Source organism: Deltaproteobacteria bacterium (assembly GCA_016183175.1).
Classification (GTDB): domain Bacteria; phylum UBA10199; class UBA10199; order UBA10199; family SBBF01; genus JACPFC01.
In genome coordinates this window covers 1-15,924 of the sequence record JACPFC010000085.1, presented here as the reverse complement: position 1 = coordinate 15,924, position 15,924 = coordinate 1, and the positions used below count along the sequence as shown (strand labels likewise).

The window sequence follows — 15,924 nt, the reverse complement described above, 5'->3', positions numbered from 1 at the left end:
GTTGCTCCCAGCCCTTCCAATTTCCGCTGGAGGACCAGACTCATCCGGCTTTCAAAGGCGACAACGGTGAGATTTTTTAATTCGTTGGTCATATGATTCTGTGTAGGGGCGTAATTTATTACGCCCAGAATTGAGGGCGCGATGAATCGCGCCCCTACGGTCTCGTACCCCGTTTCAACTGATAATACGTTACCGCCCGATTATGTTCTTCAAGATTCGTGGAAAAATAGTGGCTCCCATCCCCCTTCGCGACAAAATAAAGATAACCGGTCTGGGCGGGCCTTAACGCCGCCATCAGCGAATCGAGGCCGGGGGAGCAGATTGGCCCCGGCGGAAGGCCGGGCCGCATGTATGTATTGTAGGGAGAATCGCGCTCCAAATCGGCGCGGGTCAGATTGCCGTTGAAATTGGGGATGCCATAAATCACGGTCGGATCGCTCTGTAAGAGCATCCCCTTTTGCAGACGGTTCTGAAATACCGAAGCAATCAGCGGCCGCTCGGAGGGGACCCCTGTTTCCTTTTCCACAATCGAGGCCAGCGTCACCCACTGATTAAGGGTCATCCCTTTCTGTTTCGCCTCGGCAATCAAATCGGGCATTGCCTTTTTCTTGAAAAGATCGGTCATCTGGCGAATCAGATCTTTTGCTGTTGCCCTTTTTTCATAGAGATAGGTGTCCGGGAAAAGATAGCCTTCGAGGGTTGCGGAATTGGTTCCCGTCTCGGCAATCAAGCGCGGGTCCCTGACTAGTTGTTCCCATTCCGAAACCGTCGTCAGGCCGTTCCGATGAAGAACCGCGCCGATTTCCCTGAGACTGAATCCTTCCGGTATGGTCACCGAGTAAAGCTTCACCTTCCCCTCTACCATCGTCCGCAGAATATCGCCGGGACGGGAACCGGCTGGAAACTCGTACTCTCCCGCCTTTAGTTTCCCTCCTTTCCCTTTCAGGCGGGCCATCAGTTCAAAACCGACGGCGCTCGGCACCATTTTATTTTCCTCGAGAGTAAGGCTGATTTTGCGGAGCGAACTCCCTTTTTCGAAATAAATTGTCGCGGCGCCAGGGGACCGGTAGCTTGCAAACCAGGCGAAAGTCGCCGCGCCGGTTGCAACGGTCAAAAAACAAATCACAAAAAATAAGACAAAAAGTCGCTTCATAATTGCAACTGCCCCACTTTCTACTCTCTCGTTTTTGCCGTCCTACTTCAATGAATCCAGATACCCCTGCAAAATAAAAACCGCGGCCATTTTGTCGATAACCTGTTTCCGTTTGGCGCGCGAGACATCGGCCTCGATCAGCGACCTCTCGGCCCCCATCGTCGACATCCGTTCATCCCAAAATTCAAATTCGACGGCGAGATTCATTCTCTTGGAGGCCTGTCTGATCCCGTCAACGAAGGCCCGAACTTTTTTTGCCTGCGGCCCCTCGGTGCCGTTCATGTTCAAGGGAAGCCCCGCGATAACCCGCGTGATTGAATATTCGGCGATTATCTGCGCCAATTTTTTGCACGCTTGGGCCGACTGGGTATATCGAATCGTCGTCATCGGCTGGGCGGTGTAGCCCAACGGATCGCTTTTGGCCACCCCCACCGTTTTGTCGCCGATATCCAGGCCGAGGATCTGCATATTTCAAAAATATCAAATGCCAAAGTCCAAATGTCAAATGAATGTCAAAACAACAATGCCAAAATGAAACATTTGATTTTTGCCTTTTGAAGTTTAATTTGACATTTGAACTTTGACATTTGTCATTTAAAATAGCCTTATGGATCGCCTTCATCTCATCATCTCCGGCCGGGTTCAGGGGGTTTTCTTCCGGGCCTATGCCGAACAGGAGGCCAGAAGGCTGAAACTCACCGGTTGGGTAAAAAATCGTCCCGATGGAAAGGTCGAAACCGTGGCCGAGGGGGAGAAAGAAGCGCTGGAAGAATACAAAAAATGGTGCCACCATGGGCCGCCTGCCGCGCATGTGACCCAGGTGGAAATCTCGTGGGAGACGGCGACGGGGGAATTCAGGGATTTTACGGTGAGACACTAATGAGCACGCTCAACAAACTCGATCAACTCTACAAACGCCTGTCCGACAAGGGGCTAAAGCGAACCCGCCAGCGGGACATCATTTTCAGGATTTTTTTCTCCCCTCCGCACAAACATTACCGCATCGAAGAACTGCTTGAACGTTGCCGGAGGGAAGATCCCACCATCAGTTACGCCACGGTTTACCGCACCCTGATTCTGCTGGTTGAGGCGGGTCTGGCCTTTCAGCGGCAGTTTGGCAAGGGACAGTCGCTTTTTGAACATGTGTCGGGCCATCATCACGACCATCTGATCTGCACCTCCTGCGGGGCGATTGAGGAGTTTGAAAACCGGACGATCGAAAAACTGCAGGAGTCGGTGGCGAAGAAATATGGATTCCGCCTGACCAGCCATAAAATGGAGCTTTACGGCCTCTGTGCAAAATGCCAAAAGAAGGAATAACATTCTGTGCTTAAAGGATTAGACGATTTTCACGCCGAAGCGACCGCCAAAGAGCAGGTGGTGGGATCGTGGGGATTCAACTCGAACCGCGATTTCACCAAGACGTCGGCGGAAGAAACCAATGTCTGGTTTTTCGAGCAGGTGTTCAATTTTCTCCGCTCGTTTTTCGGCCTTGTTTTGCCCGACAGCCTCGAAATCATCACCTACAACGCCACCCAGCACATCAAAAAGCAAAACCTTGAACAGCAAACCTTTTTGGACGAGCTGATGCTCATCATGAAAAATCTCAAGGAGCCGATCTGGACCCTCCGCTTAAACCTCAACATCATCGGCTTTGTCCGGACGCACCACGACCCCGACAATCTTGTGCGCATCCAGATTCAGGAACCATGCACGTTTATTGTCTGGGGAGGACCCGACGAAACCGGTTTTCAGACCTACAGCATCGGCTACACCCTTTTTAACGAAAGCGTTTTGGAAGGAACCGACGAAATGATCTGGTCGGTCAATCAGCCGATTCTTGAAGGTGCGTTAAGAAAGTGGGAAAAGCAGACGGGGCACATCATCGACATTATCGATTCCAACACCGGTCGGGCGCCGACGTTTCGTTACGGCTTTAAACGCCCGGCTCGCGCCCGTGTTCCCGTCCGCCGCCCGACTCCCCCGCCTACCACCTCATCAGCCCGGCGCCCCAGCTAAAACCCGATCCAAAACTCATCATGAGAATCAAATCCCCCTCGGCGATTTTTCCGGCACGCAGGGTTTCATCCAGAAGAATGGGGATTGTCGCTGAGTTGGTATTACCGCGCGTTTCGATGTTGTGATGGACCTTCTCCATGGGAATTTGCATCCGTTCCGCGATGGCTTCAATGATCCGTAAATTCGCCTGATGGGGAATGACATGCTGAATCTGATCCACCGTCAGGTTCTGTTCCACCAGCACTTCTTGGGAGACCAGACTCATCAACTGGACCGCATTTTCAAACACAAACTTTCCGTCCATGGTCGGATAGACCTTTCCCTCCTCGATCATCGTCGGGGCGATTCGGGGATGATAAAGCGAGGCCGGCGCCTCGCACCAGAGCTTGTCGTAATAAGTGCCGTCGGAACGGAGACGCGTCGTAAGAATGCCGTGATTGCCTTCGGTGGGCTCCAGGACAACGGCCCCCGCGCCGTCGCCGAAGATCACCGACATCATCCGACCGCGGTCCGAGAAATCGAGCCCCGTGGAATGGACTTCGGCGGCAATCACAAGGATGCACTGGTATTTGCCGATACGGATCATCGAGTCGGCCAGCTCGAGGGAAAAAAGAAATCCGGGGGAGGTATTACGGATGTCAAAGGCGGGAATCTTGCGGCACCCAAGCTTTTTCTGTAAAAGAACGCCGGAGCCGGGGGCAAAGTAGTCGGGGGTGGATGTGGCAAAGATAATGCAGTCGACATCCGCCGGTTTTTTTTCCGCCGCCTCGAGCGCCTTTTTTGAGGCCTCCAGGGCCAGATCGGACGTCCCCACCCCTTTATCCACATACCGCCGCTCGCGGATGCCGATTTTTTCGCGGATCCACTCGTCCGTTGTGTTGAACTTTTTTGCCAGCTCGGCGTTGGTGACAACGCGCGGCGGAAGGTACGAACCGGCACCGGTGATGAGGGAACGTAAATGGAGCACTGTTTATGGACCCCTTCGGTCTCGTGTGTTTTCTTTCGGTTCCATCGGGACTCGCGGTTTATTTAATCGCCACTATTGTTGTTGATTCTTCTTTAGTTTGCTCCGGTTGGCGATGGACATTAGGTTGCGCTCAAACACGCCGATTGAACCTCAAGACTCCACCAGAGACCAAAGGGGATCCTCAATCTAGCTGATGAACCGAAACCCCTCCACAAACTTCTGAAACGGGCGGGAGTAGATATCGAACTGTTCTGCGGGAAAACTGGCAGTCAGGTTAATCGCCTGATCCCCGCGGATAAACGAGACCTGAATCTGCTGGACCATCTGGCCGGGCTGGATATGCTCCAGAGAGCCGGCCTTGGGCCCCATCATCTTCTTCATGGCGGAGAGGTCCCAAGTGCAGATCATCTGCTTGGCTTGAACCCCGCTGACCCTGATGTCTTTCTCCTCAAGAATCTCAAAACTTTCGATTCCTCGCGCTTGGACCGATTTTTTGATTTTTTCAAAATAGGCCGCTAAATCAACGGGTTGATTGAGGCGCTCCTTGGTGATGATGATGTTTGGCCGCACCTTTTTGTCGGTGGAGGGCATGGTCAGAGTGATCATCCCCTGATCTTTCCAAGTGGCGGGGAGATCCACCTCGAAGTCGTTCATGACGATTTTACCCATAAAAAGCTCCTCCTTGGCAGAAAGATGGATTTTAGGGGATTTAGGAGGGGATGGGAAGGAATTATTTCGCGCGAAACGAAAGGATGCGCGCAAGCGTCTCCCCCATCACCTGATTGGGGGTGGAGGCGCCGGCGGTGATGCCGATTGAAACCGGCCCGCTTTTAAGCCATCCGCAGGTCTCAATTTCCTCTCTTTTGCCGAACGGCTTGTGGCGGATTACCTCCTCGGAAACCACGCAATTGGCCCGGTCGATGTGATACGTCGGCGCGATGCTTTCGGCAATTTCACAGAGGTGATTGGTATTTGAGCTGTTGTAGCCGCCGATGACGATGATGAAATCGGGATTCTTTTCCTTCAAGCCCAAAATGGCATCCTGCCGCTCCTGCGTGGCGTTGCAGATGGTGTCAAACGAACGAAAATGATTGATCAATTCCCCTTCTCCATAGCGTTGAACGAAAGCCCGCTTGATCATTCCGGCAATCTTGAGCGATTCGGAGGAAAGCATCGTCGTCTGGTTGGCCAGGCCAATTTTAACGAGATCGCGGTCGGGATCGAAATCGGGCGACATGGCGCGGGTGAATTTAAGAATGAATTCCTCCCTTTTTCCGCCGCCAACGATGTAGTCGCAAACCTCCTGCGCCTCGTTTTCGTCGAAGACGACCAGATATTTTCCACCGGGAAAAACCGAAACACGCGACGTGGTGGCCTGCGTCTCCTCGTGATAAACCTTGCCGTGGACCAAAACGGTAAACCCCTCCTGCGCATATTTCTCCACCCGCTTCCAGACCACAATCACCGAGGCGCAGATGGTATCGACCAGCTCGCATTTCTTGTCCGCCAGTTCGCGCAGTTGAGAGACGGTGGTGCCGAAGGCGGGGACGATCACCACGTCGTCCGGCTTCACTTCGTCAAGCGTCGCATCCTGGTAAGGGCCGGAGAGAAAACGGACTCCCATGCGGCGCAAATTTGAATTGACCAGAGGATTGTGGATGATTTCGGTGGTGAGAAAAATCCGTTTATCCGGAAAACGCCGTTTTGTTTCGTAGGCCAACTCCACGGCGCGGTCGACCCCGTAACAAAACCCAAACTCGCGGGCGAGATGAATGGCTAAATCACCATAGGACTTGCTGAACCCGGCCTCTTTTATTTCCTGAATGATATCGCTGTGGTAATGGGTATGAAGGTCTTCCTTGATGGCCTCTTTCAGGCCAAAGCCCTTGCGGTTCATTTTGAAATCAAGCTGTGGATGCACCGACATCGCCCCCTTCTCACACACCCCTTGAGAGAAATCAAGTCGTGATGTCATAATTTCAATATCGTGATATAATCCCTTGGGCGTTAAAATGGACACCGGCATCCCCTTCATCTGGATTCTCAAGCTTTTGGCCGCTATCCTCTGCGGCGCCGTCATCGGCATCGAGCGGGAAATTCACCGAAAGGCGGCGGGGTTGAGAACCAATATCCTCATCTGCTTCGGCTCGGCCCTTTACATGCTCTCCGGCGAATTGATCATGCGGTCGACGGGGATGGGAAACCCGGACCCCACGCGGATTGCGGGGCAGATTGTGACCGGCATCGGCTTTATCGGCGCCGGCTCCATCATGCAGGCGCGGGGACATGTGATGGGGCTGACCACCGCGGCAACCATCTGGGTTGTGGCCGGCATCGGCATCGCCGTCGGGGCGGGGTATATTTTGTTCGGTATCGCCGTTTCGGTCATGATTCTTCTGCTTCTTATCGGCGTGGGACATTTTGAATACCTCATCATGGGGAAATGCCGCATCTCCAGGGTGCGCATCTCGTTTCGCGACCCCACCGGCGAGACGCGGTCGGCCATCAGCGACATCCTGAACGCCTGCAACAAAAAAATCGAGGATTTTTCCCTCACCTGCAAAAACGAAATTACCTTTATGGATCTGGAATTCTGTGAGGTCCATCCCCGGCACAAGGAATTTATTTTTGAAATTTTTCGTCTTCCCGACGTCCGCGCGACGCGGTATAACCCTTGAGGCGGCAGGGCCGCCAACCAAATGGTCCGAATCATGCTTCAAACCGTCCGCAAACTTCTGTGCAAAATGCAAAGAAGTTGCGGAACAAGACTCTAAAGAGGAAAAATGTGAGAACAACAGCAACCCTTATTCTGATCGGCATTTTTTGTTTCGCGATCGGTGGAGGCAGGTTGAGCAGGGCCGCCACACTCGATGACACCGACGGCGATGGCATCCCCAATGTTAACGACAACTGTTCAACGGTGGAAAACCCCGACCAGACCGACAGCGACAACGACGGCGCCGGCGATCCCTGCGACAGCGATGCCGACGGCGATGGGGTTCCTGATAGTGATATCGACGGCGACGGCATTCCCGACAACAACGACACCGATGATGATGGAGACGGAATTGCCGACAACCTCGACCCCGATGCCGACGGCAACGGGATTAACGACGCGGATGAAGACATCTCGGCCACTCCGGATGAGAGTTCGGGGGAGAGCTCCGGCACCACAACGGAAGGGGACGCCAGCTGGGGATGCTCGCTGGTTAAATGATTCGATGGAACCCGATGTCATCTACATCAAAGGGGCGCGGCAACATAACTTAAAAAACATCGATGTCGAAATCCCGCGCAACAAGCTCGTCGTCATCACTGGCCTTTCCGGATCGGGGAAGTCCTCCCTCGCCTTCGACACAATCTACGCCGAGGGGCAAAGACGCTACGTGGAATCACTTTCCGCCTACGCCCGCCAATTTTTGGAGCAGATGGGAAAGCCGGATGTCGATCTAATCGAGGGGCTTTCCCCGGCCATCTCCATCGACCAAAAGGCGGCCAGCCACAACCCCCGCTCCACCGTCGGCACGGTCACCGAAATTTACGACTACCTCCGCCTGCTCTATGCCCGCGTCGGCAGGGCCTTCTGTTACAAATGCGGCAAGCCGATCTCTTCGCAGACTATTTCGCAGATGGTCGACCAAGTGGCCGGCCTACCGGAGGGGGCCAAAATAAACCTCCTCTCGCCGATTGTCCGTCTGCGGAAGGGGGAATACCATAAAGAGTTGGACCAACTCAAAAAAGAGGGATTCGCCCGCGTGAAAATTGACGGGGTGACACATGAACTTTCCGAAAAAATCGATCTGGAGAAGAAGAAAAAGCACACCATCGACCTGATCGTCGACCGGCTGGTGGTCAAAAAGGGGCTGGAGGCGCGATTGGCTGATTCGTTCGAGACGGCGTTGAAGTATGGGGAAGGATTGGCGAAGGTGGAGGTTATTGGAGACGACGCGACTCTCCTTTTCTCCACCCGTAACGCCTGCGTCGACTGCGGCGTCAGCTATCCATCCATCGAGCCGCAGATGTTTTCGTTCAATTCGCCCCAAGGGGCCTGCCCCGCTTGCGACGGCCTTGGCACAAAAATGTTTTTTGATCCGGAGCTGGTCATTCCCAACCCAAATCTTTCCTTAAGAGAAGGGGCCATCGCGCCGTGGGCCGGAAAGACCACCCTTTACTACGCCTCCATCCTTCAGGCGCTGGCCAAACATTACAAGTTCGACATCTACACCCCGTTCAAGGACCTGCCTAAAAAAATTCAGGAGACGATCCTCTTCGGATCGGGAAACGAAGAGATCCAGTTTTCCTACGACAAGGGAGAGGGGCGGCACTATTACACCGCCCCATTCGAGGGGGTGGTGGCCTCATTGTCGCGACGCTATCAGGAAACCGATTCCGACTGGATTCGTGAGGAGATGGAAAAATTCATGAACATCCAGCCGTGCGCCGGATGCTCGGGGAGCCGGTTGAAGCCGGAAAGCTTGAGCATTCTTCTTGACAACCGGAACATCTACGAGACGACGAAGCTGACAACCGAACAGGCGCGGGATTTTTTGAAGGGGCTGAAATTATCGAAGAAGGAGGGAACCATCGCCCGGCGCATTTTGAAGGAAATCGATGAACGGTTGAGTTTTCTGGTCAATGTGGGGCTTGACTATCTGACCCTCGACCGGACCTCGGCCACCTTGGCCGGCGGCGAGGCGCAGAGAATCCGCCTGGCGACACAGATTGGATCGATGCTGGTGGGCGTCCTTTATATTCTGGACGAACCGAGCATCGGCCTCCACCAGCGGGCCAACAGCCGGCTGATCGCCACGCTGAAAAAACTCCGCGATCTGGGAAATTCCGTTCTGGTCGTCGAGCATGACGAGGAGACCATGCGAAACGCCGACCATATTATTGATATGGGCCCTGGCGCCGGAATCCATGGGGGGGAGATTGTGGCGGAAGGAACGCCGGCGGACATCATTCGCAACAGGCGTTCCCTCACGGGACAATACCTTGCGGGCAAAAAATCCATTCCGACTCCCAAAAAACGCCGTCCCCCTTCAAACCGGAGGCTGGTTCTTCGGGGGGCTTCGTGCAACAATCTGAAAAATATCGATGTAGAATTTCCCCTCGGCCTTTTTATCGGCATCACCGGCGTCTCCGGCTCCGGCAAGTCGTCCCTGATTAATGACACGCTCTACCCTGCCCTCGCCCAGAGGCTTTACGGCTCGCGAATGGTCGCGGGAAAACACAAAACCATCGAGGGGATCGAGCTGGTGGACAAGATCATTAACATCGACCAGTCCCCCATCGGCCGGACCCCCCGTTCAAACCCGGCCACCTACACCGGCCTTTTCACCCACATCCGCGATCTGTTTTGTCAGCTCCCCGAATCGAAGGCGCGGGGGTACAGGCCGGGGCGTTATTCTTTCAACGTGAAGGGGGGGCGTTGCGAGGCGTGCGAGGGGGATGGGGTGATTAAAATCGAAATGCATTTTTTGCCCGATGTCTATGTGGAGTGCGAGGTCTGTCATGGGAAACGTTACAACCGCGAGACACTGGAGATTCAGTACAAGGGAAAAAACATCGCGGAGATTCTTTCGATGACGGTGGAACAGGCCTTTGATTTTTTGCGGAATATCCCTGTCATCAAGGCAAAACTGGAGACGCTTAAGGAGGTGGGTCTTGACTATATCGAGCTGGGGCAGTCGGCTACCACCCTTTCGGGGGGGGAGGCGCAGAGGATCAAGCTGGCCCGAGAGCTCTCCAAGCGGTCGACCGGCAAGACCATCTATATATTGGATGAACCGACCACCGGCCTTCATTTTGATGATATTTTGAAACTTCTGAATGTCCTCAACAAACTGGTGGAAGGAGGAAACACCGTTATTGTGATTGAGCACAATCTGGATGTCGTCAAATCAGCCGATTATATTATTGACCTCGGTCCTGAGGGGGGAGCCAAGGGGGGAGAGGTCATCGCTATCGGCACTCCTGAACAAATTGCCGCCTGCCGCACCTCTTATACCGGACAATTCCTGAAATCACACCTTAAAAATTAATATTATACGAAGTAACAATATTCTGTACAGATTTTTAGATTTTTTTATCCTGTCTATCGTCTCTGCTGGGGCCTCTCTGTTGAATAAAAAAATATCTTTTTATTCAAACATGTTAACCAATTATGTACAGAATTTCTGCTTTTTTTAAATCCATTGACAAAATTTTTTTTTTGATTAAAGTGTACATAAATTGCTCTTTCCCGCACATATCCATAAAAAACAGTGTACGTCGTATAAAAATATGGTTTTTCTCGATTATGGAGGGAAAATCTATGTTTGAATTCCATGATGACCGACTGGGCCAAGTCAAGGTGATCAATGTTACCGAGGCGCGCTCCTCCATTGCCTCGATTATGGCGGATAAAGATTCTAACTATGTTATCACCAAAAACAATAAGCCGATCCGAGTGATTGTGAGTTACGATTTCTATCGGCAAATCCAAAAAAACACAGCCACGGCCTCTTCCCGCTCTCAAAGGCCATCGGAGTCACGGGACCCGGTGAAAGGTCTTTTGCAGACACAGACCGAGGAATTAAAAAAACAGTTTGCGGTAGCGGCACAAGGGATCATGCCCCAGTCGGATATGACGCAGAAGAGGCTCGAATACCTTTTGGGTTCGCCCCCCCGCGGTTTCACTCCCAAGGCCCCGACCCCTGTGGCGCCCCCTTCCGTCCCCAGGCCTGCCATGCCGGAGCCTGCTCCGGAAGGGTCGTTGACCCAAAGTTTGCCTGAAATGCCGTTGACTCCTCTTTATGAGGAGGGTGTTTCCCCTGTTGAACCGGAGTTCATATCGTCGGAGAACTGGAACAATATTCCTGAACCTCCCCCCTCTGATGAAGGGGTTGAGGAGGAAGGTTCGGCTGGTGATGGCGATCGTGAAAAGCGGACGGCGGAACACGAGTCTGCCGACAGAGTCCCCGAAGAGGCCCCCGTGGAGCTTTCCGCCCGAACCCCGCCGCCGCGTGGCGACTATTTTGACACTTATCGAAAGCTTTACGAAACGCCGCACTACCAGCCCCTTTTTCGGGGAGAAGAGCCGCCGCCCGAACGAGCGCCAGCCGCCGAAGAGGCGGCTCCGGAGCAAACCTCAACCCAATCTTCTCTCCCGGTCATCGAGCGGCTTATCGAAAAGGCTTATACAATACCGGCCACCGAACAACGGCCTTCATCGAATCTCCCCTCTATTCAGGATCTCCTCTCCGAGATCGATGGGATTTCTCTTTCGGGTGACGAAGGGGACAAAATCGCCGTCGGAGGCAAGGGATAAACATGTCCACTAATCTTGCCGCAATATCTCTTAAACGCCTCTTCAAAAAAGAGGCGGCCGTTCAAACTCCTTTGGGACAACGGCCCGTGGCTAACCGATCTTCCCTTTTCAAGCAATACCATTGTCTGAACACCCTCCCGCCGGAAACTCTCGCCGATCTGCTTTCTTTTGCCGAGCAACGCCGGTTTCTTGATTTCTGCCCGGAACTGAACAACAAACGAATCCTCTTTTTTTCGCGCCGCGCCACCACCCCGCTTCTGGCCAATATTCCAACCGATCACGTCGAGATCATGGCCAATTACCAGTTGGGTGACGCCCCTGTGTCAAATCAGCTGAATGTGTTTAATCTGCGAGGCACCCTGAAACCGCTCCCTTTTCGCTTCGGTTATTTTGACCTTCTTCTTATTCCCTTCGGCTCCAGCCTTAACAATGAGGTCCTCGACCACATCTCCGCGATGGCAGGGCTCTTAAAAAACGGCGGAAGGGCGATTATCTCGGTATTGCACCCCACGCTTGAAATTTTTCTCACCAACCAGAATCCCGCCTCGAAGGGGCGCGCCGTTTCGAGTGTTCAGGCCTATTTCACCGCCTTCAGGGATCAGAACCTTTACCTCGAAACCCTTTCGGAGGAGGCCATCAACCGCGAAAACAAAACCTTCTTTGCCGCAGGCCCCGGCAGAGAGGTCACCGACGACATCCTCGGAATTCCGCTTGTCCTTTTCATGCGGGTGGTGAAATATGTAAAAACGTAAAAGCTGTGAACGGGTGACGCCGGAGGGAGGATATGGACTTTGAAAAACAAATCACCGATCTTAAGCTCGCCATCCCTTCCCTCTCGCCGCCGATCGGCAGTTATGTCCCCGCCGTCAAAACCGGAAATCTTGTTTACACCTCCGGCCAGCTCCCCTTGTCCGACGGACGCCTCCTCTTTAAGGGGCGCGTGGGAAAAGAAGTGAGTCTGGAAAACGCCCAGCGGTCGGCCAAGGCGGCGCTCATCAATGCGCTGGCGGCCATCAAGTGGCTGATCGGCGATTTAAACCGGATTAAAAAAATTATCCGCTTAAACGGCCATGTCAATTCGGCCATCGGTTTTTTGGACCAGCCAAAGGTTTTGAACGCCGCCTCGGAGCTTCTTTTGCAGATTTTCGGCGACGCTGTCGGTTCTCACTCCCGCGCCGCCATCGGCGTTTTGGAACTCCCGATGGGGGCGTGTATTGAATTGGATTTGATTGTGGAGATCAAATAATGTAGGGGCGATCCTTGTGATCGCCCATAAAAAAATCCGCGCGGATCAACTCTTAGTCCACCAAGGTCTCGCCCCAACCCGCACCAAAGCCCAAAATCTCGTCATGAGCGGCGCCGTCTTTTGCGGGACGCAAAAAATTGAAAAACCGTCGCAGTTATTTTGGCCTGAAACCGAATTGATCCTTAAGGGAAAAGACCACCCTTATGTGAGCCGAGGCGGCGTCAAGCTGAAGGGGGCGATTGATCATTTTAAAATCGCCGTGAAAGACAAGGTCTGCCTCGATGTCGGCGCCTCGACGGGGGGTTTTACCGATTGCCTGCTGAAGGAAGGGGCCAAAAAAGTTTACGCGGTGGATGTCGGGTACGGTCAGCTCGATTGGAGTTTGCGAAACGACCCGCGGGTCGTGGTGATTGAGCGGACGAATTTTCGGAATTTCGACCCGAACATTTTGTCCGATCCGATTGATCTGGTCACGGTTGATGTCTCCTTTATTTCACTGACAAAGATTATTCCGAAGATTCTTGAGGTATTCGTTTTTCAGGAACGGGTGATGTCTGCGGGAGGCTCCCGAACGAGCCGCAGTCGTGCTCCTTCACGACGAGGACGAGAGAGGGAGGACCCGCAGACGGCAGGACCCGTTCCTGAAGTGATCGCCCTCATCAAACCCCAGTTTGAAGTCGGAAAAAAATTCGTCGGTAAGGGGGGAATTGTAAAGGATAAGGCCAAACAGAAAGAGTGTGTGGAGAAAATTTCCGAATTTTTCCGGGAGAGGGGGCTTAAAATCCTCGGCGCCCTCCCCTCCCCCATCCTTGGACAAGACGGAAATCAGGAATTTTTGCTGATCGCGACTCTATCGCACTAAGCTGCAACCGCTGGCCCCGCTGTCGGAAGTGGGAGGCGGCGTCCCTTCCGATTCTCCACTGTCGGGGGTTCCGTCTCCATCATCGTCCGTGTCATCGGCATCAGTGACTCCATCCCCATCGTCGTCCTCATCGGCATTGTCCCCCGTGCCGTCGCCGTCGGTGTCGACCGATTCGCTGGCATCGTCAGGAAAGGCATCCTCCGAATCGACGACTCCATCGCCGTCGCTGTCGGACGTTCCATCTCCGTCGGAACCCGCCGTTGTGTCATCGGCGCCATCGCAATTCTCATCGGCGCCGTTATCGGGGGTATCGGTGGCGGCGGGGTTGATGGAGCTACTCCCATCATTACAATCGGTGGCGCTGGTGACATAACCTGATGGTTGAGAACAGGCCGCTTGCGATGAACTGGCCGAACCATAACCGTCCCCGTCGGAATCGGCATAATAGGTGGTGGTGACATCTTCATCGGTTATTCCATCACAGTCGTCATCAATGGAATTGCAGGTTTCCGCGGCGCCCGGATTCACGGCGGAGCTTGAATCGTTGCAGTCGGTGCTGGTGGATACGTAACCGGTTTGTGTGCCGGATTCGTCACAATTAAAAGAGGTTGCCCCGGAACTGCTTCCGTAACCGTCTCCATCCGAATCGGCATACAAAACAAACGAATCGGGATCGGTATCACAGTCGCTATCCACATCATCACCGCATGTTTCGGTAGCTCCCGGGTGAATGGCGCTGTTCGTATCGTCGCAATCGTCCACTTCGGCATAAGAACCGTCGCCGTCGGTGTCCGTTTCCACCGTGCAGGTGGCGGAACAGCCGTCGCCGGCGCTGGTGCCGCCATCGTCACACGCCTCCGCCCCGGCCATGTCGCTATCGCCGCAAACCACTTCGTAGGCTCCGATATCGCAAGAAGAGGAAGGTCTGCTTTCTCCGCGTTGGTCGGTTGAGACGGTATTTCCACTGATATCCGTACAACTTCCCGTATCGATAGCCGGGCTTCCCGAAAGGAGGGCGTGGGTTTGTGTGTCGCCTCCGTTATCCGCTAACGAGTCTAAAAGAGGATCGACTCCCGTCTGATCTCCCTGCGTCGCATCGTAACCGGAACAATCGGTGGCATCCTGAATCAGGTTATACCCGGCCGTTGTAAAGGTTCCGTTACACTCGGGGCCCGAGCTTCCCGCCGTGTTGCCGGCCAGAAGGGTATTTCGAAAAACAGCCGTTGCCGACGAAGCAATCGAAATGCCGCCGTTGTAAGTTGTGGCCGAATTAGCGGCAATCGTGACATTGTTCAGATTCAGCGTTGTATAGATGAGGTAGAGACCTCCTCCATCACCCGAACTTGATCCCGACTCGGTTGTCGCCGAATTGCCGGAAAAAGTGCTGTTGGTAATCGTAGCCGTAACCGACGATGTACTCGTTCCCTTTATTTGAAGGCCCCCTCCAAGGCCCAGAGAACTGTTGCCGGTCACCGCATTTTCCGAAAAAGTGCTCCCCGTGATTGTCAAGGCGCCTCCAGCCCCAACATAAAGGCCGCCGCCGCCGGCTGTGCCCGAAGTTGTCGTAATGCTGTTTCCCGAAAAAACGCCGTCGGTTACTGTCAGAGTATTGCTTCTCGCGGCATAGAATCCACCGCCATAGCTTGAAGAACCTCCGCTGATTTGATTTCCCGAAATCGTCGTTGTTGTGAGAGTCGCCGTCCGGCTTGAAGAGAGATAAATACCCGCTCCTTGCCCCAAACCCGATGCCGTGATGATGTTGTTGGATGCCGCTGAACCGGTCATGGTGAGATTGCCGGCGGCGTAGATTCCCCCGCCGATTCCCGCTGTGCCGTTGAGTTCATTGCCCGATACCGTTGCATTGGTCAGGGTTAAACTTCCAATTGCATAGATCCCGCCGCCATTGATGGTGCCGCTTGTCCCTGCCCGGTTGTCCGACACAACGGAGTTTGTAAGGGTCAGCAGCGAACTTCCCGATGCCGTATAGATGCCCCCTCCATGCGTCCCGGCATTACCCCCCGTGATTTTGACGCCGGAAATAGTCACCGTAACGGCAGAAACAACATGAAACACCCGATCCTGATAACCATCCGCATCGGCTGTAAGGCCGCCTGCATCGATGATCGTCGAATCCGACCCGGCGCCGGAAAGGGCGACATCATCTTTTATATCCAAATCCCCTTCCGCCGCGCTGTTTTCTCCGCTGGCCCCAAGGCTTAATGTATAGGTCCCCGCGGGGATGGAAATGGTGTCATCCCCCGACCCCGCCGTGCAATCGGCATAGGTGGCCGCATCATTGTTGGCATTGATGATCGCCTCGCGGAGGGAACAGGAGCTGTTGGTCCCCAGCTCATCGGTCGAACCG

16 protein-coding genes are annotated in these 15,924 nt (G+C 53.8%); 10 read left to right on the top strand and 6 right to left on the bottom strand.

Features of this window, described 5'->3' with window-relative positions; genetic code table 11:
• Window positions 1–154: 154 nt before the first annotated feature.
• A complete protein-coding gene (gene mltG, locus HYU99_08665) occupies window positions 155–1,126 on the bottom strand; it encodes an endolytic transglycosylase MltG (GenBank protein MBI2340418.1) in 972 nt (323 codons plus the stop codon).
• A 69-nt stretch (window positions 1,127–1,195) separates the two neighbouring features.
• Window positions 1,196–1,621, bottom strand: coding sequence for a Holliday junction resolvase RuvX (gene ruvX, locus HYU99_08660; protein MBI2340417.1), 426 nt, complete (start codon window positions 1,619–1,621; stop codon window positions 1,196–1,198).
• Window positions 1,622–1,760: 139 nt separating this feature from the next.
• Between ruvX and HYU99_08655 the strand changes: the two genes are divergently transcribed.
• From HYU99_08655 to HYU99_08645, 3 genes are read left to right on the top strand one after another with little or no spacing between them, the layout of a single operon-like run.
• Entirely contained in the window at window positions 1,761–2,033 is a 273-nt protein-coding gene (locus tag HYU99_08655) for an acylphosphatase (GenBank protein MBI2340416.1), read from the top strand.
• Window positions 2,033–2,473 (top strand): transcriptional repressor, encoded by a 441-nt coding sequence (locus HYU99_08650; protein MBI2340415.1) that lies wholly within the window; start codon window positions 2,033–2,035, stop codon window positions 2,471–2,473. Before HYU99_08655 ends, HYU99_08650 begins: the two co-directional genes overlap by 1 nt.
• Before the next feature lie 6 nt (window positions 2,474–2,479).
• A complete protein-coding gene (locus tag HYU99_08645) occupies window positions 2,480–3,172 on the top strand; it encodes a hypothetical protein (protein ID MBI2340414.1) in 693 nt (230 codons plus the stop codon).
• On the opposite strand, the gene HYU99_08640 is transcribed toward HYU99_08645, so the two are convergent.
• The 3 genes from HYU99_08640 to HYU99_08630 form a co-directional block, all read right to left on the bottom strand.
• Window positions 3,141–4,139, bottom strand: a complete 999-nt coding sequence (locus HYU99_08640) for a ketoacyl-ACP synthase III (protein MBI2340413.1) — start codon at window positions 4,137–4,139, stop codon at window positions 3,141–3,143. The two genes, HYU99_08645 and HYU99_08640, sit on opposite strands and share 32 nt — an antisense overlap.
• Before the next feature lie 186 nt (window positions 4,140–4,325).
• Entirely contained in the window at window positions 4,326–4,808 is a 483-nt protein-coding gene (locus HYU99_08635) for a DcrB-related protein (protein ID MBI2340412.1), read from the bottom strand.
• A 61-nt stretch (window positions 4,809–4,869) separates the two neighbouring features.
• Window positions 4,870–6,066 carry a 4-hydroxy-3-methylbut-2-enyl diphosphate reductase gene (locus HYU99_08630; protein MBI2340411.1) on the bottom strand — a complete coding sequence of 399 codons (1,197 nt, stop codon included), beginning with the start codon at window positions 6,064–6,066 and terminating at the stop codon, window positions 4,870–4,872.
• An 85-nt stretch (window positions 6,067–6,151) separates the two neighbouring features.
• Here HYU99_08630 and HYU99_08625 point away from each other — a divergent pair, with 85 nt between their 5' ends.
• The 7 genes from HYU99_08625 to HYU99_08595 all read left to right on the top strand — a co-directional run bounded on the left by HYU99_08625 (window position 6,152) and on the right by HYU99_08595 (window position 13,559).
• The gene (locus HYU99_08625; protein MBI2340410.1) at window positions 6,152–6,817 is read left to right on the top strand and encodes an MgtC/SapB family protein; all 666 of its coding nucleotides are present in this window, start codon (window positions 6,152–6,154) and stop codon (window positions 6,815–6,817) included.
• Entirely contained in the window at window positions 6,814–7,356 is a 543-nt protein-coding gene (locus HYU99_08620; protein ID MBI2340409.1) for a thrombospondin type 3 repeat-containing protein, read from the top strand. Before HYU99_08625 ends, HYU99_08620 begins: the two co-directional genes overlap by 4 nt.
• 4 nt (window positions 7,357–7,360) lie before the next feature.
• On the top strand, window positions 7,361–10,183 hold the full coding sequence (uvrA, locus tag HYU99_08615; protein MBI2340408.1) for an excinuclease ABC subunit UvrA: 2,823 nt from the start codon (window positions 7,361–7,363) through the stop codon (window positions 10,181–10,183).
• Between the two features lie 272 nt (window positions 10,184–10,455).
• The gene (locus tag HYU99_08610; GenBank protein ID MBI2340407.1) at window positions 10,456–11,451 is read left to right on the top strand and encodes a type II toxin-antitoxin system Phd/YefM family antitoxin; all 996 of its coding nucleotides are present in this window, start codon (window positions 10,456–10,458) and stop codon (window positions 11,449–11,451) included.
• Between the two features lie 2 nt (window positions 11,452–11,453).
• On the top strand, window positions 11,454–12,203 hold the full coding sequence (locus HYU99_08605; protein MBI2340406.1) for a hypothetical protein: 750 nt from the start codon (window positions 11,454–11,456) through the stop codon (window positions 12,201–12,203).
• Window positions 12,204–12,235: 32 nt separating this feature from the next.
• Entirely contained in the window at window positions 12,236–12,697 is a 462-nt protein-coding gene (locus HYU99_08600; protein MBI2340405.1) for a RidA family protein, read from the top strand.
• A 10-nt stretch (window positions 12,698–12,707) separates the two neighbouring features.
• Window positions 12,708–13,559: a TlyA family RNA methyltransferase gene (locus HYU99_08595; GenBank protein MBI2340404.1), complete on the top strand. Its 852-nt coding sequence runs from the start codon at window positions 12,708–12,710 to the stop codon at window positions 13,557–13,559.
• On the opposite strand, the gene HYU99_08590 is transcribed toward HYU99_08595, so the two are convergent.
• Window positions 13,548–15,924 (bottom strand): hypothetical protein (locus tag HYU99_08590; protein MBI2340403.1); only part of this gene is annotated, 2,377 nt, incomplete at its 5' end. The genes HYU99_08595 and HYU99_08590 overlap by 12 nt on opposite strands.